Origin of the sequence: Amycolatopsis sp. NPDC051061, from assembly GCF_040682935.1 — a bacterium.
Classification (GTDB): Bacteria; Actinomycetota; Actinomycetes; order Mycobacteriales; family Pseudonocardiaceae; genus Amycolatopsis.
In genome coordinates this window covers 106,860-127,990 of the sequence record NZ_JBFBBZ010000020.1, presented here as the reverse complement: position 1 = coordinate 127,990, position 21,131 = coordinate 106,860, and the positions used below count along the sequence as shown (strand labels likewise).

The following is a 21,131-nucleotide window of genomic DNA, read 5'->3' as shown; positions in this document are numbered from 1 at the left end:
TTGTGAATCTTCGGACCCTGCGTTACTTCGTGGTGCTCGCGGAGGAGCTGAACTTCACCCGCGCCGCCGAGCGGCTGCACCTCGCGCAGCCCGCGCTGAGCCAGCAGATCCGCGGGCTGGAGAAGGAGCTCGGCGCGCAGCTCGTCGACCGGGGCGTGCGGCCGCTGCGGCTGGACCGAAGCCGGATCGTCGCCGGAGGGGATGGCGGCGGTCCTGGGCGGGTGGTTTCACCCGGGCCGCCGTGCCGGATCAGGGAAACCGCGGCAGCACCTCGCACAACGCGGCCAGCGCACCCGACCACGCGCTGTCCGACGGAGTCGCGTACCCGACGACCAGCCCGTCACGACACGGCTCCCCGGGCGACGGGTGCGCGAAGTCCCCGAGGCCGTTCAGCGCCAAGCCCGCCTTCGCCGCCGCCGCGATCACCGGCCGCTCGGTGCCCGGTGGGAGGTCCAGCACCGCGTGCAGTCCCGCCGCGATGCCCGACACGCGGATCCCCGGCGCCCGCTCGGCGACCGCCGCCACCAGCTGGTCGCGGCGGCGTCGATACCGCAGCCGCATCGCGCGGACGTGCCGGTCGTAGTCGCCGGACGTCAGGAACTCCGCGAGCGTCAGCTGGTCGAACGAGCCGGGCGCCCAGTCCACGTGCCCCTTGGCCGCGATCACCTCGCGCGTCAGCGACCGGGGGAGCACCATCCAGCCCAGGCGCAGCCCGGGCGCGAGTGACTTGCTCGCCGTGCCGAAGTACACGACCCGCTCGGGATCGAGGCCCTGCAGCGCGCCGACCGGCTGGCGGTCGTAGCGGAACTCGCCGTCGTAGTCGTCCTCGAGCACCAGCCCGCCCGTGGCGCGCGCCCAGTCGACGACGCCGGCGCGGCGGTCCGGGCTCAGCGCGCCGCCGGTCGGGTACTGGTGGGCCGGCGTCAGCAGGACCGCGCCGGCGTCGGTGAGTTCTTCCGTGCGCGTGCCGTGGTCGTCGAGGGGGAGGGCGGGGGTGCGCAGGCCGGCGTCGGTCAGCAGGTCGTAGTACTGCGGCACGCCGTACGCCTCGACCGCGACCGTCCGCACGCCGCGGCCGTGCAGCACGGCGCCGATCAGGCGCAGCGCGTGGACGAACCCGGCGCAGACCACGATGCGGTCGGGCGTCGCGTGCACCCCGCGGGCCCGGGCGAGGTAGCCGGCGAGGGCGGTGCGCAGTTCGACGCGGCCTCGCGCGTCGCCGTAGCCGAGCGCTTCGTGCGGCGCGGCCGTGAGCGCCCGCCGGGCCGCCGCGAGCCAGTGCGCGCGCGGGAAGCTCGACAGGTCGGGGTTGCCGGGCAGCAGGCTGTACCGGGTGCCGGGCGCGCGGATCGGCGTCGGCCGCGCGAGGGGGACGCGCTCGGAGCCGGCCTTCGGTGGCCGGCCGGGTTCCGCACGCGGGGCGACGCGGGTGCCCGAACCCTGCCGCGCGGTGAGCCAGCCTTCCGCGACGAGCTCCGCGTAGGCCTCGGCGACGGTGTTGCGCGCGATCCCCAGGTCGGTGGCCAAGGTCCGCGACGGCGGCAGCCGCGCGCCGGGCTGGAGACGGCCGGTGCGCACGGCCTCGCGCAGCGCGGCCATCAGCGAATCGCGCAGGCCGTGGCGGCCACGCAGACCGACGTGGTCCAGGTGCAGGTCGGCGCCGAGGCCGCCGTCGTCCGCCGGAGAATTGGCCCGTGTTCCCGCCATGAAAATGGACCATACTCCTGATCCATTTCGGCCTAGCGTCGAAAGCGTGACTTCGACCGAAGTCCGGGAGTCCCCCGGACCACCCACCATCAGCACGCGGTTCGCCCTCCTGTTGGCCGTCGCCTGCGGGATCGCGGTCGCGAACATCTACTACGCCCAGCCGCTGCTCGAGGAGATCGGGCGCGACCTCGGCATCAGGCCCGCCGGCCTCGGGTTCGTGACGACGGTGACCCAGCTCGGCTACTTCCTCGGCCTGCTCCTGATCGTGCCGCTCGGCGACCTGCTCGACCGGCGGGTGCTCATCCCGGCGGGGTCGGTGATCGCCGCCCTCGCGCTGGTCGCCGTGGCCGTTTCGCCGAGCCCGGTGCTGTTCTTCGTCGCCAGCGGTGTCGTCGGGCTCGCGACCGTCGTGCAGCAGGTGATCATCGCCTACTCGGCCGTGCTGAGCGGTCCCGGCTCCCGCGGCCGGGTCCTCGGTATCGTGACCAGCGGCGTCGTGCTCGGCATCCTGCTCGCCCGCACGGTGTCCGGGTTGCTCTCCGACGCGTTCGGCTGGCGCTCGGTGTACGTCGTCTCGGCGCTGCTCATGCTCGGTGTCGCGGTCGTCCTCGGCCTGCGGCTGCCGCCGGAGCGGCCGGGCCGGCCGGCCGTGTCCTACCGACGGCTGATCACGTCGGTGGTCACGCTGACGGTGCACGAGCGGGTGTTCCGCGTCCGCAGCCTGATCACGCTGTTCATGTTCGCCGGCTTCGGCGCTCTGTGGGGTTCGATGGCGCTGCCGCTGTCCGCGCGGCCGTGGCAGCTGTCGACGTCGGAGGTGGGGCTGTTCGGCCTCGTCGGCGCCGCGGGTGCGATCGGCGCGGCCCGGGCGGGCGCGCTGGCCGACCGCGGCCGGGCCCAGTGGGTCACCGGGAGCACGCTGACGCTGTTCGCGGTGTCCTGGCTGCCGATCGCGTGGCTGCCGCACTCGTTGATCCCCTTGCTCATCGGGATCGTCGTAATCGACTTCGCCGGGCAGGCCGTGCACGTCACCAACCAGCACCTGATCGTGGGGGTCGATCCCAGCTCAAGCAGCCGGCTCATCGGCAGCAACATGGCGTACTACTCCGTCGGGTTCGGCGGCGGCGCCGTCGCCGCGACGGCCACCTACAGCGCGTGGGGCTGGGGCGCGGTCTGCGTCCTCGGCGCCGGGTTCAGCGTCGCGGCCCTGCTGGTGTGGGGCGTCGACCGAATCGTCCCCCATGGACAGTCCACATCGGAATGAAGGAGATAGTGATGAAGGTGTTCCTCGCCGGCGCCACGGGTGTGCTCGGGCAGCGGCTCGTTCCGCTCCTGGTCGCGGCCGGCCACGAAGTCGGCGCGATGACGCGCTCGGCCGCCAAGGTCGAGCCGCTGGTCCACCTCGGCGCGGTGGCGATCCGGTGCGACGTCTTCGACCGCGACGAGCTCGTCCAGGCGGTGCGCGACTTCAAGCCGGACGTCATCCTCAACGAGCTCACCGACCTGCCCGACGACGTCACGAAGATCGGCGACCACGCCGAGCGCAACGCCCGCATCCGCACCGAGGGCAACCACAACCTGATCGAGGCGGCCCGCCGGAGCGGCTCGCCGAAGATCCTGGCCCAGAGCGTGGCCTGGCCGCTGCCCGACGGCCCGGACGCGCGCGCGGTCGCGGACCTCGAGAGCTCGGTCCTGGCCGAGGGGGGAGTCGTCCTGAGCTACGGCCAGTTCTACGGCCCGGGCACTTACCACGAGGGTGGGAAGCCGGCCGAGCCGCGAGTCCACCTCGACCGCGCGGCCGAGCTGACGGTCGAGGCCCTCGACGCGCCTTCGGGCGTCGTCACCATCGTCGACTGACGTCGGCGGCCAGGGTTTCGCGGCGTGGCGGAAACAGTTGGCGGACGCGGGATTCCGGGTCGTGGTGCCGGACCTGCTCGGCTACGGCTACTCCGAGCGGCCGGACGTGCCGTACACGCGCGAGTTCTACACCCGCCAGCTGCGCGAGCTGCTCGACGGGCTCGGTGTCCGCACGCCCGTCCACGTCGTCGGTGCCTCGCTGGGCGGGGCGATCGCGACGGCGTTCACCGCGGAGAACCCCGGCCGGGCGGGTGGCCTCCCTCGCGCTCATGGCGCCCAGCGGCGGCGGCCGCTCGGACGTCGTCGCGCCGGTGCTGACCTGGCCGGTGGTCGGCGACTGGCTCTTCCGCGTCGCCGGGCCGTCGCAGGTGCGAAGCATGATCGCCGACGCCTGCCCGCCCGGCCCCGCGCGTGCCGAGATGGTCGCGTGGATGGCCGAGCAGACCCGCTTCGGCGGGATCGCCGAAGGCATCCTCGACACCGTCCGCAACTACGACTCCACCTGGCAGCCGGACGTCTACCAGGCGGTCGGGCGCTCCGGCATCCCGGTGTTCGCGGCCTGGGGGACCGCCGACACGGTCAACCCGTACCCGCAGTCGGACCAGGTCCGGCGGTGGATCCCGCGCCTGGACCTGTTCTCCTTGCCGGGGCAGGGGCACGCCATCACCTACGGGCAGGCCGCCGCGGTGCTCGACCGGGTCGTGCCGTTCCTGCGCGGTGCCGCGGCGCGGTCGTGAACGATTAGCATGACGGGATGGCGGTGACCAGGGCGGCCCAGGCCGAGAAGACCAGGCAAGCCGTGCTCGACACGGCACGGCGCCTCTTCCTCGAGCACGGCTTCGACGCGACCTCGCTGCAGCTCATCGCCGACACCATGGGCGTGACCAAGGCCAACGTCTACTACTACTTCCGCACGAAGATCGCGATCCTCGAAGCCCTGCTCGCGCCCACCGTGGAGGCGCTCGCCGAGCGGCTCGACGCGGCCGAGCGCATCACCGACCGGGACGAACGCGTCGAGCACCTGATCACGACGTGGGTCGACCAGGTCGTCACCGCCTACCGCACGCTCGCCCCCATGAGCAGGCACGACCCGATCGTGCGCCGGCACGAGAAGATCAGCCGTGCACTCGCCGAGCTGAGCGAACGCGGCCTGCGCCTGATGTTCGGGTCCGATCCCACGGTGAGCCAGCAGGCCGCCTACTGGCTCATCAGCGACCTCGGCGTGGTGAACCGCCGGCTGGACACCCTCTCCGACGACGACCTCCGCACCACCCTCGTCGAGCTGTGCCGCCGGGTGATCCGGGGAGCTTGAGCCGGGGGTCCGCGTCCTCTCAGGCGGGCTCGTCCACCGAGGACGAAGTGGTGTAGGCGATCTCCTGTCCCGCGCGCTCCCAGAGCACGTCGGCGCAGTTCAGGCCTTCGGCGGAAAGCCGCCGTTTGACGACCTTGAACGTCGATGTCCGCGGCAGTTCCCGCACCGTGCGCACGTACCGGGGCACCTGTTTGGGCCCGAGATCCGGCTGGCCGGCGAGGAAACGGCCGAACTCCGCGGGATCCAAGGGAGTGCCGCCGGTGACGATGGCGGCCATCACCTGGTCCCCGGTCACCGGATCGGGCACCGCGTAGACGGCCGTGTCGGTGATCGCCGGGTGCCGCAGCAGGATTCGCTCGATCGGCGCGGTGCCGAGGTTCTCCCCGTCGACGCGGAGCCAGTCGCCGAGCCGTCCGGCGAAGTAGCAGAATCCGCCGCTGTCGGCGTAGGCGAGATCGCCGGTGTGGAACCGGCCGTCGCGCAGCCGGTCCGCGTCGGCTTCGGAGTCGCGGTAGTAGCCGGCGAACCACCCGGCGCCCGCGGTGTTGACCAGTTCGCCGACGGCCTCCTCGGCGTTGGTCAGCCGGCCGTCGGGAGCGAACTCGGCCGGTGGGCACGGGAGGCCGGTGTGCGGGTGCAGGATGGCCACGTCATCGGTCGGCCTGCCGAGCGAGCCGGGCGGCGTGTCGTCGGTGCGGGCGAAACCCACGCCGCCTTCGGTGGAGCCGAACGCGTCGATCACCTTGCAGCCGAAGCGTTTCTCGAACGCGGCCAGGTCGGCGCTCGCTCCTTCGTTCCCGTAGACGAGGCGCAGGGGGTTGTCCGCGTCATCGGTGCGTGCGGGAGTGGCGACCACGTAGGACAATGGCTTGCCGACGTAGCTGGCGTAGGTCGCGCCGAACTTCCGCACGTCGGGCAGGAAGCCGGACGCGGAGAACCTGCGGCGCAGGGCCAGGCCGGCGCCCGCCGCGAGCCCGACCGCCCAGCCGGCCATGATGGCGTTGGAGTGGAACATCGGCATCGTGACGTAGACCGTGTCCGCTGTGGACAGTCCGAAGCGCTGGGCGAGCATCGCGCCGGGGAACGCGATCTTGCCGTGGGTGCAGCGCACGGCCTTCGGGTCGCCGCTGGTGCCGGAGGTGAAGATCAGCATGAGCAGGTCGTCCGCCGACGCGGGAACCGGATCGAGCGCGTCGTTCGCCGACGGCCACGATTCCAGTTCCCGCACGCGGATCCCGCCGAGGTCCAGTCCCTCGAGCAAGGGCTGGTACTTCCGCTCGGCGAGCACGAACTGACAGTCGGCGAGCCGGACGTCCCGCGCCAGGGCCGCACCGCGCCGGGTGGGGTTGAGGCCGACCAGCACCGCCCCGGCGAACGCGCAGGCGCCCAAGAGGACGGAGAAGGCCGGTACGTTGTCGGCCAGGATGCCCACGTGGGGCGGAACGTCCCAGCGCAACGTCGCCCGGAGGTCGGCCGCGCGGCGTGCCGAAGCCCGGACGTGCTCGGCCCACGACCACGTCTCGTCTTCGAACCGCAGGCCTGGACGCTCGTCCTGCGCGCGGGCCAGCAGCAGCTCGGTCACGGTCGGAACGCTCATCCGCGCACCTCCAGCCGGTGGTCAGAAGTGGAACAGGTTCTACTTCTACCACGGTGACCACCGGAGGGTCTACGAGCGCGCGCCGCGGCTCAGCGGCGGCCGGTCGCCAGGAGGACGAGGAACTGGCCGCCGCCCGGCTCGACGGCGGCGGTCACCGGCAGCCCCGGCACCAGCCGGGAGAACCGGTCCACCAGCCACTCGGCTGCCTCCTGGGCGTCTCGCTTCGTCGGGCAACGGGCCACCATCTCGCGGCCCCCCTTGCGTTCCAGCCGGCCGGCCACGGTGATCAGCGGGGCGGGTTCGACCACGTGCAGGCGGTCCGGCCAGGCGATGACCACCTTGACCGCGCCCTTGCGCGTGTTGCACCCGCGGTGCGCGAGCCGCTCGGCGACCTTGGCCTTCCGGTCGGCGGTCCGGCTGTCGACGCTGGGTCCCCGCGGGTCGTTCACCGACATCTCGGGGTCGACCGGTTCGTCGCACACCCAGCACCGCCAGCCGTCGCGTTCGGCCACGTCGTCGAGGAGACTCATCCGAGCAAACTAGCCTGGCGGGCAGGCGTCCCGCACTCGGGCCGGTCGGTCACCGGGCGGCCTTCGAGCGGTGCCGGTCCAGGAGCCCCCGAAGCAGGGCGCCGATACCTGACTACGAGAGTGGTGTCCGGCACAGTGGTCCCGCCGGTGCCCCGCCCGATCCGGCCACTACGTGCCGAGGACCGAGCCGGAGATCGTCATCGGGAGGTCGTCCGCACGGCGGTCAGCGGAGCGATCCGTGCGGCAGGACGGCGTGCACCCCCCACGTCTCGTTGGCGACCTGCGTGATCCGCAGGTCCACGACCGGGCTGGCGAGGGCGAGCGCGGTCGGCCGGTCCACGTCGAAGAGCCGCTGCAGCCACGTTGTCATCGCGGCCAGCGCGTCCGCCGCCGCCTCGTTGAGGTCCGCGGCGAACCCGAACGTCACCCGGCCTTCCGGTGTCTCCGCGTGGATGCCCGGGAGCGCGGGATCCGCCGACAGCGTGAGGGCCACCTCGGTCGTCATCGAGCACTCGATCGCCGTTCCGCCGACTTCGCCGTGGCCCTGGGCCGCGTGGCCGTCGCCCAGGTGGAGCCGCGCGCCGGGCACTGTCACCGGCAGGTACAACGTGGACCCGGCGACCAGGTCGCGGCAGTCGATGTTGCCGCCGCCGACCGCTCTCGGCGGGATCGTCGAGTGCGGGCCCGGCTCGGCGGGCGGCACGCCGACGACGCCGAGGAAGGGCGCGACGGCGACGGTGTGGCCGAGGTTGCTGGTGGCCGTGTCGCCGTCGATGTCCCACGTCAGCCGCGAGGCCGGTCCGCCCGCCACGCCCAGCCTGCGGTTGAGCGCGTTGTCCTTCACGCCGGCGGTGGTCCAGCCCCAGTCTCCGGGCGTGATCGCCGTGAAGTGCACCCGCAGGACCATGCCCGGCTCGGCGCCGCGGACCTCGATCGGGCCCGTCAGGCAGTGCCCGCGCCGGCCGGGGAACATCGTGGGGCCGTCGATCCGGCGCTCCAGGTACCCCGCGGCGTCGAGCGAACCGGCCACGAGGGAATCGCCGGGGTCGATCGTGAGCACCGGCGGGGTGTCCCGGTCGAACACGTCCACGGTGGTCTCGCGCGTCGCCGGAAGGTGGTGTCGAGCCACGAATCGTCTCCTGCCGTGTGCCGCGGTTCGGTCCGCATCGGTCGTTTCCGGGCTCGGTCGTTTTCGGGCTCAGCGGAGCATGGACCCGGCGGTCGGCTCGAGGCGGCTGGCGGTGGCCTCGCTTCCGCCGGTCAGCGCGGAAACGGTGTCGGCCATGGCCGCGCACCGGGGATGCCGGTGGACGGCGGTCAGGACGCGTTCGCGGTCGGCGGCGTCCTCGAACCGCCGGATCCAGACGAACGTGTCCTCGTCACCGGCCACGGTGAACGATCCCACCACCCGCATGCCCATTTCCTGGTGCAGGGGGATGACGGTTTCGTCCAGGTAGCGGGCCAGTTCGGCGCCGCGTCCGGGGCGGGCGTGCTCGGTGCGGATCTCGTAGAACATCGATGCTCCTCCTCGGGACGGCGGTCAGGGCCGGGCCGCGACGCGGGCGGCGGCGAGTGCGTAGACGTCCGGAGATCCTTCCCACGGGGCGGTGCGCAGCACGGTCCAGTGGCGGATGAGCCAGCGTCCGCCGAGCCTGCGGAGCTCCAGCTGCCAGCAGCCGCGCATCGTGCAGTGGTCGACGACGCCGGGCGCGGCGGGGACGTGGTGGTAGGCGACCACGTGGGCGCGGCACCCGGCCTCGTCCCCGGACCGCCGGACGACGAGGTCGGTGGCGGTGTGGTGGGTGCAGTCGAATCCGGCCAACGTCGTGCGGGCCAGCTCGACCAGGTCGGCGGCCGGCACGGTCGTCGGTGGCCGGCCGTGGTGGTGGGTCGACAGGTCCAACGTCACCTCGTCGGCGAACAGCCGCCGCAGGGCGGCCCAGTCCCGGTCGTCCTGGGCGTGGGCGAGACCGGCGACGACGTCGGCGATGGCCGCCCGGTCGGCCAGCTCCTGCAGCGCGTTCACGCTCGAACCTCCTCGGCCGTGGGGCGCTCGATCAGCGGCAGGACCAGCCGGCTGGGGTGGGCCGGCCCGTGGTGGACGTGGTTGACGGCGACGGCCAGGTCGTCCTCGCCGGCGGTGGCGATCGCGGCGCCCGTGTTGGGGTTGCGGTCGTAGCGGGGGAAGTTGCTGCTGGAAACCTCGAGCCGGACGCGGTGCCCGGGCCGGAACACGTTCGCGGTGACGCCCAGGTCGATGGTGAGTTCGGCGACGGTTCCCGGTGCCAGGAGCGTGGGCTCGGTGAGCGACTCGCGGTAGCGGACGCGCTGGATGCCCTCGCACAGCAGGATCGCCCGGCCGTCCGGGTGCACGTCGACGAGCTTGCCGGTGAAGTCGGTGTCCGGCGCCGACGACGACGCGTGCAGCACCAGGGTGACGTGGCCGGTGACCTCGACGGGCCGCTCGAGCACGGCGGTGGTGTAGCACAGCACGTCCTCGCGGGCTTCGGCCGCCGTCTGGTCGGCCGGGCCGGGGTAGGCGCCGGACGCGGCGGCGAGCACGGTGCCGCCCAGGCTCGGAACCGGGTCGCGAGGGTCGTAGCGGAAGGTGTCTACCGCTTCCTCCGACGGGGCGTCGCGGGTCAGGAAGCCGTCGCCGGTGGCGGTGTCGGCCCGGCCGTCGCCGGTGAGGAAGAAGCCGGTGTAGCGGGTGTCCGGCAGCGGCCAGTCGGGCTCGTCGCGCCACTCGTCGGCGCCCATGACGAAGAGCCGGACCCGGCCGGTGTCGCCGGGGGTGTCCGGCCGGCCGCGGACCCAGCGGTCGAAGAACCGCAAGTGGGCTTCGGTGACGCCGGCGGCCTTGATGCTGCCGGCGAGCCCGAAGGACCGGTCGGGGTAGGTGCCGAGGTCGGTGCCGTCGGCGTGGGACCAGGGCCCGATGAGCAGCCGTTGCCCGTCGCGGGCCGCGGCGCTGCCGCCGTGCCGGCGCATCGTCGTGAAGGACCGCACGGTCTCGCCGGCGAACACGTCGTACCACCCTCCGATGTGGAGCGCCGGGACGGTGATGCGGTCGCAGTGGTCGATCGCGGCGATGTCCTGCCAGAAGCCGTCCCGTTCCGGGTGGTCGAGCACCTGGCCGAGCCAGGGCAGCGAGCGGGTCAGCGCGCCGCGGCCGGCGATCGGCAGCGGTTCGTGCAGCAGCCGCGGATCGGACAGACCGGCCAGCAGCGCTCCGGCGTCGGCGGGATCGCCGTGTCCGCCGGCGAGACCGCGGCGCAGATTGCGCAGGGCCGAGAGCGTGCCCCAGGTCAGCACGGCGTCCTGGGACAACGCGCCACCGGGGGAGCGCCACGGTGCCGCGTACGGATCGGCGGAGCTCAGCACGGGGGCGATCGCCCGCAAGGCCGGAACGTCCTGGGAGGCCGCCTGCCACTGCGCGAAACCCATGTAGGACCCGCCCCACATGCCGACCGCGCCGTCGCACCACGGCTGCGCGGCCAGCCACGTGAGGGTGTCGAGACCGTCCGGGCCTTCGTGGGTGTGGGGCACGAACGTCCCGGGGGAGCGGGACGTGCCGCGGACGTCCTGGGCCACCACCGCGTACCCGGCTTCGACGAGGGCGAACACGTCCGGGAGCTTCGGATTGCCGTACAGCCCGGCGTCGTCCTTGCCGTACGGCGTCCGCACCAGCAGGGCGGGGAACGGTCCCGGCCCGTCCGGGAGCCACACGTTGGTGGCGAGCGCGACACCGTCGCGCATCGGCACCGGCACGTCCACTTCCACCGTGAAAGTCATGTGCGCACCCGGTTCGCCGGCGGCGTGATCATCCAGTGGCTGAACGCCGCGTAGTGGCGCGCGAACTCCCGCGGCGTGGGTGCGTGTTCCACCGCCGCCGACAGTTCCGCGGCGTGGGCGTACCGCGGGATCCGGTCCGCTTCGTAGGCGGCCAGCGCCGCGGGCACGTCCCCGGCCGGGGTGAGCAGGCGGCCGAGCAGCGCGGCGTCCTCGATGCCCAGCGTCGCGCCGGCGGTGATGTGCGGCGACATCGCGTGGGCCGCGTCCCCGGCGAGCACGACGCGCCCGGAAGCCCAGCGCGGCAACGGTGGTACCAGCATGATCCGGTTGTGCAGGATGCGGTCTTCGGGCGTCGCGGCGATCAGTTCGGTGAGGACGCCGTGGTTCCCGGCCGCTTCCAGGTGCGCGGCGCGCTCCAGCGCCTGCTGCTTCAGGGTTCCGGTCGGTTCGGGCGCGGTGAACTGGTTCACCAGCCAGTAGACGCTGCCGTCGTAGGTGCGCACGTACCCGCCGCGGCAGCCGTGGGCGCCCAGGATCAGGCGGTCTTCGGTCAGCGTGGGACCGGGGTCCGGGATGACCGCGCGCCAGGCGTGGTGGCCGGCGTGTTCCTCCGCGGGGGTGCCCGGCACCAGCTGCGCGCGCACCGCCGAGTACGCGCCGTCCGCCCCGACGAGCACGTCGGCGTTGTCCTCGCCGCCCTCGGCCGACCGGACCGTGACGTGGTCCGCGTGCTCCTCGTACGCGGCGAACCCGGTGGCCAGGCGGATGTTGTCCCGGCCGACGGCGTCGGCGAGCAGGTCGGTGAGCTTCGCCCGGTGCACCAGCAGGAACCGGTGGTCCTCGACCCCGAACTCCGGAGTCTCGAGCAACCGCCCGGCCGCGTCGTGGAAGTACATTTCGCCGGGCTTGCCGATGGCGCGCACCTGCTCGCCGACGCCGAGGTCGTCGAAGACCGCCAGCGCGTTGGCCCAGAGCCCCAGCCCGGCCCCGGCGGCGCGGAGTTCCGGGGCGTGCTCGTGGATCGCGACCTCGATCCCGGCGCGGCGCAGGGCAAGGCCGGTCGTCAAGCCGACGATCCCGCCGCCGATCACCACAGCTCGCATGAGCGTCCTCCTTGGTAGTCCTTCGATTCCGACGATAAGGAGGGACGCCGTTTCACTCCAGTGCAACCTTGGTGCACAGTCATTTCATCTGTGATAATCGGGTCGTGGACTACGACCTCAACCTCGTCGAGGCGCTGGACGCGCTGCTCACCGAGAGCAGCGTGACCAAGGCGGCGGCCCGCCTGCACACCTCGGCACCGGCGATGAGCCGTGCGCTGGCCCGGTTGCGGCGCGCCTTCGACGATCCGCTCCTCGTCCGGGCCGGCCGCGACCTCGTGCCGACACCCCGGGCGCTGGAGCTGCGCGGTGAGGTGCACGCGGTCGCCACCCGGGCCCGGGCGCTGTTCGCCCCGTCGGACGCGGCCGATCCGCGGACCGTGGTGCGCACGTTCGACCTGCAGGTCACCGACATGCTGTCCACGACGTTCATCCCGTCCCTCGTGGACGACCTGAGGGGCCGCGCGCCGGGAATCTCCCTGCGGCTGCGGCCGGAAAACCTCGAGGACACCCCGGCCCTGCGCGAAGGGCTCGTGGACCTGGAGATCGGGATCATCCGCGCGGGCGACCCGGAGATCCACTCGGAAACGCTCGTCACGGAGACGCTGGTCGGCGCGGTACGGCCGGACCACCCGCTGGCGAAGGCGAAGACGGTCACAGCGAGGCGGTTCGCCGCGGCCGACCACATCGTCGTCTCGCGACGAGGCCGGGCCCACGGCCCGATCGACGAGCGGCTCGCCGAGCTGGGCCTGAGCCGGCGGGTGATCGCCGTGCTCCCCAGCTTCGCGGGCGCGCTGTACCTGGCCCGCGGAACCGACGTCGTCTGCGTCGCCCCGGCCGGCCTGGGCCGCTCGATGCTGGACACGCTCGGGCTGCGGACGTTCCCGATTCCCGTGGCCCTGCCGGACATCGCGCTCGGCATGGCCTGGCATCCGCGCAACCAGCACGACCGCACGCACCAGCTGCTGCGCGAGCGCGTCCGGCACATCATGGCGTCGACGAGCGCGGTGGCGTCTTGAACGACTCGTTCAAGACCTCGATCGGCGGAACACCCGCGTCCGTTCCGGAGTTGAGCGTGGCATGAATCAACTCGTCGATCGCACGATCACCGCCCTGCGCGCCGAGCACGACGTGCTCTCCGGCCTCGTCCGCACCCTCACCGACGACCAGCTGGCCGTCACCAGCGGCGCCGCGGAATGGACCGTCGCCCAGGCCCTTTCCCACCTCGGCAGCGGTGCGGAGATCGGCCGCGCGCCCATCGCGCGGGCCGCCGGCGAGACCGTGGCGGCCGAGGACAACCCGACGATCTGGGCGCGCTGGGACTCGTCGGCGCCGCGAGCGCAGGCCGAGGGCTTCCTGGAGCACAACGGCCGCTGGCTCGAAACGGTCGAGGCGCTCACACCCGAGCAGCGCTCGTCGCTGACCGTCGACCTCGGCTTCCTGCCGGAGCCGGTCCCGCTGCTGACCGCGGTGGGCATGCGGCTGAGCGAGGTGGCCAACCACTCGTGGGACGTGCGGGTGGCCTTCGACCCGGCCGCCGGGGTGGACGCCGGCTCGGCCGAGGTGCTCGTCGATCTCCTGACCGGGCCGGTGGGGTTCATGCTGAGCTTCCTCGCGAAGCCGGCCGAGCTCGCGAAGCCGGCGTCCGTCGCGGTGCCCGGCGCCGCCTTGGTGATCGACGACGGGGTCACCGTCGTGACCGACCTGGAGTCACCGTCCGCGACGTTCCACGGGCCGGCGGAAGCGTTCGTCCGGTTGGTCAGCGGCCGGCTCAAGGCGCCGTACGACCAGGGCGTCACCGTCGAGGGCAGCGTCACGCTCGACGACCTGCGCCGGGTGTTCCCCGGGTTCTGACGGCCACCACGCGGCCCGGGGGTGCGGTAGCGCCGACCGGGCCGTGTGGAGTCCGTGAACGCGCGAGCGGCCGCGGTGGTTTAGCCCCGGCCCGCAAGAGCGTGCCTTCGAGTGGAATACCGCGGGGGAACCTGGTGCTCCCGCCGCCGCGCGGCTTCACTGTGCGGCGGCGGAAACCACCGCGGACCGAGGGGGGACCATGCTGCGTAGATTCGCGAGAACCCTGTGCGCCCTTTTCCTGGCGGCGGCCGGAACCGTGACGCTCACCGGCGTCGCGCAGGCCGACGTCATCGTCGGGCCGGGCGCCACCGGCCACGTCTGCACCGGCTACAGCTACATCCAGGTCAACCCGACGGCCGTGTACTGGCAGACCTGCGCCTGGGCCGACGACGACGAGGTCTGGTTCACGGTCCACTTCGGCAACACCGGCTCGAGCCAGTACACGATCCAGCACGTGTTCTCCGACTACTACAAGTCCGGGTCGTTCCACGCCTGCCAGATCCCGGTCGCGCCGAACCTGGTGATCCCGGCGCACAGCGTCATCGGCACCTCGACCAGCCGGTGCGCCCAGAAGCGCCGCACCCCGGCCGCCTGGGCCGCCACCACCCGGGTCCTCACCGGCAATTACGACGTCACCCTGAACAGCGACACCCTGCAGGTCCAGTAGCCCCGGTTCGGCCGGACGCCGTCACCGACGATGAGGAGATCCATGCGCGCGAAACGGGTACTGACCGGGCTCGCGGCCTTCGCCGCCGCGATCGCCGGAACCGCCATCGCGGCTCCGGCCGCATCCGCGGCGACCCAGCACGGCTGCCCAGATCTGTACTTCTGCTTCTACTTCAACAGCAACTACGGCGGTGCTTTCGCCAACTACGCCTATTCGGACGGCAACCTCGACAACGAGTTGTTCCGGTGGGGCGGCTCCAACGGCCGCGGCGTCGTGGTGAAGAACAACGCCGCTTCGGTCTTCAACAACGCGGAGTGGGCCGCGACGGTCTACTACAACAGCGGCTGCAACGGCAGCGTCGCGTCGCAGTCGTTCGGCGCGTACAGCGGCGGCAACTTCACCGCGACCATGAAGAACAACAACGCGAGCTTCAAGTGGCCCGCCGGACCGGTGCTCTTCGGCGACTGCGCCAACCGCGACCAGGACTAGCCGGAAGGACCGGGGTTCGGCCGTGGTGACGTTCGACCGAGGGCGGCGCGCCTTCGCCGCGGCCGTGGCGGTGGCCGCGCTCGACGGCGCCCGCCGCCACGTCCGGCTTCGATCTCGGCGCGGCGCTCGGGAAGGTGCCTGCCGACGTCTCGACGGTGCACGGCGTCGACCTGCCCCTCGACCGGTCGCTGCGACGCCGGTCGAGGAGCTGGAGGTCATCGGCGCGGGGGATCAACGGCTGACGAGCGGCCGCGCCCGGCCTCCGAGGCGCCGTTGGTGCGTGCCGCCCGCCTTCGGGGCAGACTGTCGGCATGGCTGAGATCGAGGGAATCGACGTCACCGCTCCGCCGAGCGGGACGGGCTGCGCGGAGTGCCTGGCCGTGGACGGCTGGTGGGTGCACCTGCGCCGCTGTGCGCAGTGCGGCCACGTCGGCTGCTGCGACAGCTCGCCGGCCCAGCACGCGACGGCGCACTACAAGGCGAGCGGGCACCCGCTGATCCGCAGCTTCGAGCCGGGCGAGGACTGGTTCTACAGCTTCGAGACGGGCGAGGCCTACGACGGCCCGGCGCTGGCGCCCCCGGAGCACCGGCCGGTCACGCAGCCGGTGCCGGGTCCGGAGGGCCGGGTGCCCGCCGACTGGCAGTCGCACGTGCACTGACGCGGTCGGCTCGTACGCGCCGGCCGGGCCCCGGCGATGAGGACGCCGATCGCGCCCGTACGCGATCAGGGGCGGCGATCCCCGGTCACGTGCTCGCCGACGGCGGCGATGCCCAGGTCCGCCGAGCGTTTCTCGATCTCGTCGGCGGCCGGGTGCAGGTTGCGGGCCCGGTACAGGTCGATGGCCTGCTGCCAGGCTTCGCGGGCCTGGTCGTGGTGGTCGAGCGCGCGGTGGGCGTCGCCCATCGAGGCGAGCGTGCCCGCCTGGCGGTAGGTGTTGTCGAGGTGGCGCCAGAGGGCGAGCGCTTGCCGGGACCGGCCCAGTGCGTCGTCGTGGTGGCCGGTTTCGTGGGCGATCGTGGCGAGGCTGTCGAGGGCGTCGGCTTCGCCGTAGACGTCGTAGCGCTCCCGGCACAGGGCCAGTCCCGCTTCGGCGTGGCGGCGCGCTTCCTCGTGTCGTCCGAGCCGGCTCTGGCACGCGCCGATCAGGCTGAGCGCGCGTGCCTCCCATTTCGGGTCGCCGAGGGCGCGGTACTGCTCGAGCGCGCTGGTGGCGTGCTCGAGCGCCTGCTCGTCGTCCTTTTCGTGCGTCCAGTGCAGCGCCAGGACGAAGTGGACTCCCGCCTGGCCGAGGGTGTCGCCGATCTCCCTGGCCAGGGTCAGGGACCGGTTCAGGTGGTGCAGCGCTTCGGCGGGCTTCCCGAACGGGCCGTAGACGAGGCCGAGCCGGCGGTGCGCGCGGGCCTGCACGGCGAGGTCGTGCAGGCGTTCGGCGGCGGCCAGGCCGGCCAGCCACGAAAGGATGTTGGCCTGCAGGTAGCCGCGGCGGTAGTGGAAGTTGTCGAGCGTCCAGGCCAGCTGCCAGACGCAGGTGTTCCACCCGGCGTCCTCGGCGGCCTGCCGCGCCGCGAGCACGCACTCGTGGTTGAGGTCGAACCACGTCATCGCGGCCGCGTCGTCGGGCAGCGGGGCCGGCGTGCAGCCGGCGGGAGGCTCGCCGACGTCGATCGGCGGGTGCTGCTGGTCGAGCAGGCGGCTGCCGCGGTGACCGGTGTGCAGGTGGAAACCCACCAGCCGGCGCAGCGCCGCGCGCCGGGCGGGTTCGGGCTCCTCGGCCGACGCGGTGCTCCGCGCGTGCTGGCGGACCAGGTCGTGGAAGCGGAACCGGCCGGCGACCGGCTGCTGCAGCAGGTGATCGTCGACCAGGCTCTCCAGCAGCCGCTCGGCCTCACCGCGGGTGACGGCGGCGAGCGCCGCGGCGGCGGGCACGTCGATGTCCGGGCCCGGGTTCAGGCCGAGCAGCCGGAACATGCGCTGCCGGGCCGGGTCCAGCTGCCGGTAGGACAACGCGAACGCCGCGGCGACGCTGCGATCTCCCGCGGAGAACTCGGCCAGGGGCCGGGCGGCCTGGCGCAGCCGGTCGGCCAGGTGAGCCACGGTCCACGCGGGGCGGGTGCGCAGCCGCGCCGCCGCGATGCGGATGGCCAGGGGCAGGTGACCGCACAGCTCGACGACGTCGCGGACGTGCCCGGCTTCGGTGGTGGGCCGGTCGTCGCCCACGATGCCGGTGAACAGCGCGATCGCGGCCGCCTCCGGCAGCACGTCCAAGGACAGGATGTGCGTCGGCTCCAGGTCGACCAGGCGCCGCCGGCTGGTGATCAGCACCAGGGTCGCCGCGCTCCCCGGCAGCAGCGGCCGGACCTGCGCGGCGTCCGCGGCGTTGTCCAGCACGATGAGCGCCGAGCGGCCGGCGAGTTCGGCTCGCCAGAGCGCGGCGCGGGCGTCCGGGTCGTGGGGGATCCGGTCCGCCGGGACGCCCAGCGCGCGCAGCAGGGTGTCCAGTGCGGCCGGTGGGGCGACCGGTGGCTGGCCGGAGGTGTGGCCGTGCAGGTCGAGGAACAGCCGGCCGTCGGGGTAGTGCTCGGCGAGCCGGTGCGCGGCGTGGATCGCCAGGGTCGTCTTGCCGATGCCGGCCATCCCGTCGATCGCCTCGATCACGACGGCCGTCGGCGCGTGGTGCGTGACGCCGGCCCGGGCGGCGAGCAGCCGGGCGAGTTCGCTTTCGCGGCCGGTGAAGTCGGCGATGTCGCCGGGCAGGTCGTTGCGGACCGCGCCGGCCGGATCGCGGTGCGCGACCCCGGACGAAGGCCGCGCCGGGCCGGCGCCGGCGGGGAACAGCCGGGGGTCGTTGTCGAGGACCCGGCGGTGGATCTCGGTGAGGCGGGGCGAGGGGTCCAGGCCGAACCGGTCGACGAGGGCGGCCCGGGCGCGGGTGAACGCGTCCAGCGCGTCCGCCTGCCGGCCCGCGCGGTACAGCGCCGTCATCAGCTGTCCCCACAGCCGCTCGTGGCCGGGGTGCTGTTCGCTCAGCACCGTCAGTTCGTCGATCAGCGCCTCACCCGCACCGGTGGCGAGCTCCGCGTCGACGTGGTCTTCGAGGGCCCCGAGCCGCAACGCGTGCAGCCGCCTCGTCTCGGCCCGCAACGCCGCGGTGCCGGAGAAGTCCTCGTAGGCGTCACCGCGCCACAGCGTCAAAGCCTGTGACAGCAGGGTCGCGGCCGTCACCGGATCGGCGGCCGCCGAAGCGGTTCGCCCGGCGGTCACCAGCCGCTCGAATTCGCCGGCGTCGACGAACGCCGGCGACAGCCGCAAGGCGTAGCCGGCCGCGCGGGTCTCGATCAGGTCGGCCGCGCCGAGGGCGGCGGCGGCCGGGGCCAGCGAGCGGCGCACCCGTGACATGTAGGTCCGCACCGTCCGGTCGGTGCCGGGCGTGGCGTCGACGTCCCACAACGCGTCCGCCATGGTGGTGACCCCGGTGACCCGGCCGGCGTTCGCGATCAGCAGCGCGAGCAGGGTACGGATGCGGGGACCGCCCACGTCGAGCGGCCGGCCGTGCACGCGGACCTCGAACGGGCCGAGCACGCGGAACTCCGGTCGTCCGTCCGGATCGTCCATCCCCACCTCTCTCAGGTGGACAGTTCGCCCGGTCTGGATACGGTCCGTTCGGACCAATTCGCCGGCGTCCGGCGCTGTCGACGGTTTGTCGACGGGCTGTCGACGAGCGCTGCGACGGTGAGCCCATGGACGTCGCCAGTGAGATCGTGCTGCGGCTCGCCGATCCGGTGGCCCGCGCTTCCGTGCTGACCGCCGACGCGCTGCTCGCGATCGGTTCCGTGGTCTACGAACTCGACCCGGCGCTCGTGACCGATCCGGTGACGGCGACGTTCGACCGGATGGACCTCGCGGTGTCGCTCGATCCCCGGGCGTCCGCGATGGCCCAGTTCCGCCGCACCGGGGAGCCGGTGCCGTGGGAGGTCGCGGCGTCCTGGGAGACCGGGCAGGCGCCGCCCGCCGCGGCCGACGCGGTCTGGACCGGGGCCGTCGTGGTCCGGACGGCGGTCCTGGACGACACCATTGTGGACGTCGCCACGCGGCAGTCCGGCGTGGACGGTCCCGTCGCGCTCGACGCCACCTTGCGGATGAGCCCGCCGGGGCAAGACCCGGACCCGGTGCCGGTTTCGCTGCCCGTGCTCGTGGCGTTCCTCGCCGCGGGTGCGGACACGAGCCCCCGCGACCTGTTGCGGGCGACACCGGCGGCCCGGCTCGGCGCGGCCCGGTACGGCGTCGCCGCCGTTCCGGCGGGAGCGCCGGCCCGGCGGTTCGACCGCGTCGTCTGCTGGGTGGTGCCCGACACGACGTTCGACGACCCGGGCTGGCCGGGGGCGCGGACCGACACGACGCCGGAGCAGCGCCGCGCGGACCGGCTGCGAGCCGCGCGGAGCTGGCTCGCCGGCCAAGGCGTAGCCGTCATCACCACCACGGAGCCCACATGACGACCAAGTCCCGCGCCAAGCGCGCATCGACCACGTCAGAACCACCTACGGAGATCGGTATGGCCACCCTCGTGCAACCGGCTTTTCCCTTTGTCGACGTCATCATCGACACCAGCGCGCTGGTGCCGGCGGCCCGGCGTTCGCCGGGTGTGGTCGCGGTCGTCGGCAACGCCGACGGCGCCACCGCGCCCGTGTCGACGCCGCTGGCGGTCACCGGCCACGCCGACGTGCTCGGCTTGTTCGGCAAGAACAACGGGCCGACGCCGCTGAGCCGCAGCCTCGACCTGGTGCTCGCGCAGGACCCGCGGCCGAGCAAGATCTACGGCGTCCGCACCCCGGCCGCCGGGAACTACGCCGCCGCGCTCGCCGGGCTCGAGGCCGCGGACGACGTCACGTTCGTCTGCCTGGCCGAGGAGACGAACGTCGGCGCGGCGACCAACGGCGGCACCCCCGCGACCGGGCTGCGCGCCCTGGCGGAGCACGTGGAGACCATGTCGGCGGCGGGCAACCGGCGGATGGCCGTCGCGATGATCGACCCCGCCACGCCGCGGACCGCGACCTATGTGGACACCGTGCTGGCGGCGAACTCCTACGGCGCGCTGAAGAGTGCGACCGGCCGGATGATCCTCGTCGCCGCGCGGGGCGCGACCACCGACGAGACGGCCGACCCGCACCCGGTCGCCGACGCGGCCGCGGCCGTGCTGGGGGCGATCGCCGGCCAGGCCCCGGCCACCAGCGTCGTGCTCAAGCAGGTCCGCGGCTTCACCGTGCCGCTCACCGGGCAGTACGTGCCCTCGGAGGTCACCGGCCTGGCGGGCCAGGGAGTCATCCCGCTGATCGACCCGGCGCTCGTGCCCGGCACCGGGCTCTTCATGGGCGACGGCGGCACGTTCTCGTCCGACCCCGCCCGCAACTACGTCGACATCTGCCGGGTTCTCGACGACATCGAGTTCCGGTTGCGGGCCGGGCTGATCGGCGCGATCGGAGACGCCCGGATCACCAAGGCCGGCCTCACCTCGGTGCGGGTGCGGGTGGAGGGGATCCTCGGCCCGCTGCAGCTCGGCGCGGTGATCGACGACTTCTCGGTCAGCATCCCGCTGCTGGCGATCCTCGCGCTGCCGGAAAGCGCCCGCAGCACCGCCGAGCAGGCCCAGGTGGTCACCGCCCGCCAGACCCGGCAGGTGTCCGTCCTCATCAGCATCACGTACGGGCCCGCGGTGCACCGGCTCAACGTGACCCTCGCCCCCCAGTTCTGACCAGGAGCCACGATGTCGAGTCCCGAAACCAGCTGGAACACCCGCCTCGCCGTGCACTACACCGACGACAAGGGCGTGGACCACGAGATCTCGCCGATCCAGTCGTTCACGCCGACGTTCGCCACCACGGCCGAGCCGCTGCACAGCATCGAGCGCACGCACGTCGGTGTGGTCACGCAGCCCTACTCGCTGACGTTTTCGCTCACGGTCAACGCGATCGGCCCGGCCACCGCGCAGCTGACGGCGCTGGCGCTGAACGCGACCGAATTCAGCATCTCGGTGCAGGAGCGCTCCGGCGGCGACTGGTCGTTCTCCACGATCGTGCTCAGCCGGTGCGTCATCACGAGCGCCTCGCCGACGGCCGCCACGGTGCTGGGCGCGCCCCAGGCGACGTTCTCCGGCTTCTCGATGCACGTGGACGCCACCGATGCCGGCGGCGCCAAGACGTCCGGCCCGCTGCAGTCCGCGCTCTAGAG

Annotated in this window: 21 protein-coding genes and 1 pseudogene; 13 read left to right on the top strand and 9 right to left on the bottom strand. The window is 73.1% G+C overall.

Going from position 1 to position 21,131, the window contains the following annotated elements:
- Positions 1-2 precede the first annotated feature (2 nt).
- A pseudogene (locus AB0N03_RS26370) lies at positions 3-173 on the top strand (LysR family transcriptional regulator); the annotation flags it as partial.
- 76 nt (positions 174-249) lie between these two features.
- Here the strand turns inward: AB0N03_RS26370 and AB0N03_RS26365 are convergent.
- On the bottom strand, positions 250-1,707 hold the full coding sequence (locus tag AB0N03_RS26365; RefSeq protein WP_364376982.1) for a PLP-dependent aminotransferase family protein: 1,458 nt from the start codon (positions 1,705-1,707) through the stop codon (positions 250-252).
- A gap of 46 nt (positions 1,708-1,753) precedes the next feature.
- On the opposite strand from AB0N03_RS26365, the gene AB0N03_RS26360 reads away from it, so the two are divergent.
- The 4 genes from AB0N03_RS26360 to AB0N03_RS26345 all read left to right on the top strand — a co-directional run bounded on the left by AB0N03_RS26360 (position 1,754) and on the right by AB0N03_RS26345 (position 4,876).
- Positions 1,754-2,971: an MFS transporter gene (locus AB0N03_RS26360; protein WP_364376980.1), complete on the top strand. Its 1,218-nt coding sequence runs from the start codon at positions 1,754-1,756 to the stop codon at positions 2,969-2,971.
- 11 nt (positions 2,972-2,982) lie between these two features.
- Complete coding sequence (locus AB0N03_RS26355) at positions 2,983-3,564, top strand: NAD(P)H-binding protein (RefSeq protein ID WP_364376978.1); 582 nt, start codon at positions 2,983-2,985, stop codon at positions 3,562-3,564.
- Positions 3,565-3,625: 61 nt separating this feature from the next.
- Complete coding sequence (locus AB0N03_RS26350) at positions 3,626-4,309, top strand: alpha/beta fold hydrolase (RefSeq protein WP_364376976.1); 684 nt, start codon at positions 3,626-3,628, stop codon at positions 4,307-4,309.
- A gap of 9 nt (positions 4,310-4,318) precedes the next feature.
- The gene (locus AB0N03_RS26345) at positions 4,319-4,876 is read left to right on the top strand and encodes a helix-turn-helix domain-containing protein (RefSeq protein WP_364376974.1); all 558 of its coding nucleotides are present in this window, start codon (positions 4,319-4,321) and stop codon (positions 4,874-4,876) included.
- 19 nt (positions 4,877-4,895) lie between these two features.
- Here AB0N03_RS26345 and AB0N03_RS26340 read toward each other — a convergent pair whose 3' ends face one another.
- From AB0N03_RS26340 to AB0N03_RS26310, 7 genes are all read right to left on the bottom strand, one after another.
- On the bottom strand, positions 4,896-6,473 hold the full coding sequence (locus AB0N03_RS26340) for a long-chain-fatty-acid--CoA ligase (RefSeq protein ID WP_364376972.1): 1,578 nt from the start codon (positions 6,471-6,473) through the stop codon (positions 4,896-4,898).
- 89 nt (positions 6,474-6,562) lie between these two features.
- On the bottom strand, positions 6,563-7,003 hold the full coding sequence (locus tag AB0N03_RS26335; RefSeq protein ID WP_364376970.1) for a hypothetical protein: 441 nt from the start codon (positions 7,001-7,003) through the stop codon (positions 6,563-6,565).
- A gap of 223 nt (positions 7,004-7,226) precedes the next feature.
- Positions 7,227-8,132, bottom strand: coding sequence for an acetamidase/formamidase family protein (locus AB0N03_RS26330; RefSeq protein ID WP_364376968.1), 906 nt, complete (start codon positions 8,130-8,132; stop codon positions 7,227-7,229).
- Between the two features lie 69 nt (positions 8,133-8,201).
- On the bottom strand, positions 8,202-8,519 hold the full coding sequence (locus AB0N03_RS26325) for an NIPSNAP family protein (RefSeq protein WP_364376966.1): 318 nt from the start codon (positions 8,517-8,519) through the stop codon (positions 8,202-8,204).
- Positions 8,520-8,543: 24 nt separating this feature from the next.
- A complete protein-coding gene (locus AB0N03_RS26320) occupies positions 8,544-9,029 on the bottom strand; it encodes a nuclear transport factor 2 family protein (RefSeq protein ID WP_364376964.1) in 486 nt (161 codons plus the stop codon).
- Positions 9,026-10,798 (bottom strand): CocE/NonD family hydrolase, encoded by a 1,773-nt coding sequence (locus AB0N03_RS26315; protein WP_364376962.1) that lies wholly within the window; start codon positions 10,796-10,798, stop codon positions 9,026-9,028. Before AB0N03_RS26315 ends, AB0N03_RS26320 begins: the two co-directional genes overlap by 4 nt.
- Positions 10,795-11,901 carry an FAD-dependent monooxygenase gene (locus AB0N03_RS26310; protein ID WP_364376960.1) on the bottom strand — a complete coding sequence of 369 codons (1,107 nt, stop codon included), beginning with the start codon at positions 11,899-11,901 and terminating at the stop codon, positions 10,795-10,797. The genes AB0N03_RS26315 and AB0N03_RS26310 overlap by 4 nt, the downstream gene beginning before the upstream one ends.
- A 104-nt stretch (positions 11,902-12,005) precedes the next feature.
- On the opposite strand from AB0N03_RS26310, the gene AB0N03_RS26305 reads away from it, so the two are divergent.
- From AB0N03_RS26305 to AB0N03_RS26285, 5 genes are all read left to right on the top strand, one after another.
- Positions 12,006-12,917, top strand: a complete 912-nt coding sequence (locus AB0N03_RS26305; RefSeq protein ID WP_364376958.1) for a LysR family transcriptional regulator — start codon at positions 12,006-12,008, stop codon at positions 12,915-12,917.
- 61 nt (positions 12,918-12,978) lie between these two features.
- Positions 12,979-13,752, top strand: coding sequence for a maleylpyruvate isomerase family mycothiol-dependent enzyme (locus tag AB0N03_RS26300; protein WP_364376956.1), 774 nt, complete (start codon positions 12,979-12,981; stop codon positions 13,750-13,752).
- Positions 13,753-13,951: 199 nt separating this feature from the next.
- Positions 13,952-14,419: a hypothetical protein gene (locus AB0N03_RS26295; protein WP_364376954.1), complete on the top strand. Its 468-nt coding sequence runs from the start codon at positions 13,952-13,954 to the stop codon at positions 14,417-14,419.
- A gap of 42 nt (positions 14,420-14,461) precedes the next feature.
- Positions 14,462-14,908 carry a peptidase inhibitor family I36 protein gene (locus tag AB0N03_RS26290; protein ID WP_364376952.1) on the top strand — a complete coding sequence of 149 codons (447 nt, stop codon included), beginning with the start codon at positions 14,462-14,464 and terminating at the stop codon, positions 14,906-14,908.
- Positions 14,909-15,228: 320 nt separating this feature from the next.
- Positions 15,229-15,567, top strand: coding sequence for a UBP-type zinc finger domain-containing protein (locus tag AB0N03_RS26285; protein WP_364377077.1), 339 nt, complete (start codon positions 15,229-15,231; stop codon positions 15,565-15,567).
- A gap of 65 nt (positions 15,568-15,632) precedes the next feature.
- Here the strand turns inward: AB0N03_RS26285 and AB0N03_RS26280 are convergent, their stop codons facing one another.
- On the bottom strand, positions 15,633-18,521 hold the full coding sequence (locus AB0N03_RS26280; RefSeq protein ID WP_364376950.1) for a BTAD domain-containing putative transcriptional regulator: 2,889 nt from the start codon (positions 18,519-18,521) through the stop codon (positions 15,633-15,635).
- A 125-nt stretch (positions 18,522-18,646) separates the two neighbouring features.
- Here AB0N03_RS26280 and AB0N03_RS26275 point away from each other — a divergent pair, with 125 nt between their 5' ends.
- The 3 genes from AB0N03_RS26275 to AB0N03_RS26265 are packed head-to-tail and all read left to right on the top strand — an operon-like array spanning position 18,647 to position 21,129.
- Positions 18,647-19,399: a hypothetical protein gene (locus AB0N03_RS26275; protein WP_364376948.1), complete on the top strand. Its 753-nt coding sequence runs from the start codon at positions 18,647-18,649 to the stop codon at positions 19,397-19,399.
- A 59-nt stretch (positions 19,400-19,458) separates the two neighbouring features.
- The gene (locus AB0N03_RS26270) at positions 19,459-20,655 is read left to right on the top strand and encodes a hypothetical protein (RefSeq protein WP_364376945.1); all 1,197 of its coding nucleotides are present in this window, start codon (positions 19,459-19,461) and stop codon (positions 20,653-20,655) included.
- Positions 20,656-20,667: 12 nt separating this feature from the next.
- Entirely contained in the window at positions 20,668-21,129 is a 462-nt protein-coding gene (locus tag AB0N03_RS26265; RefSeq protein WP_364376942.1) for a hypothetical protein, read from the top strand.
- Positions 21,130-21,131: the final 2 nt, after the last annotated feature.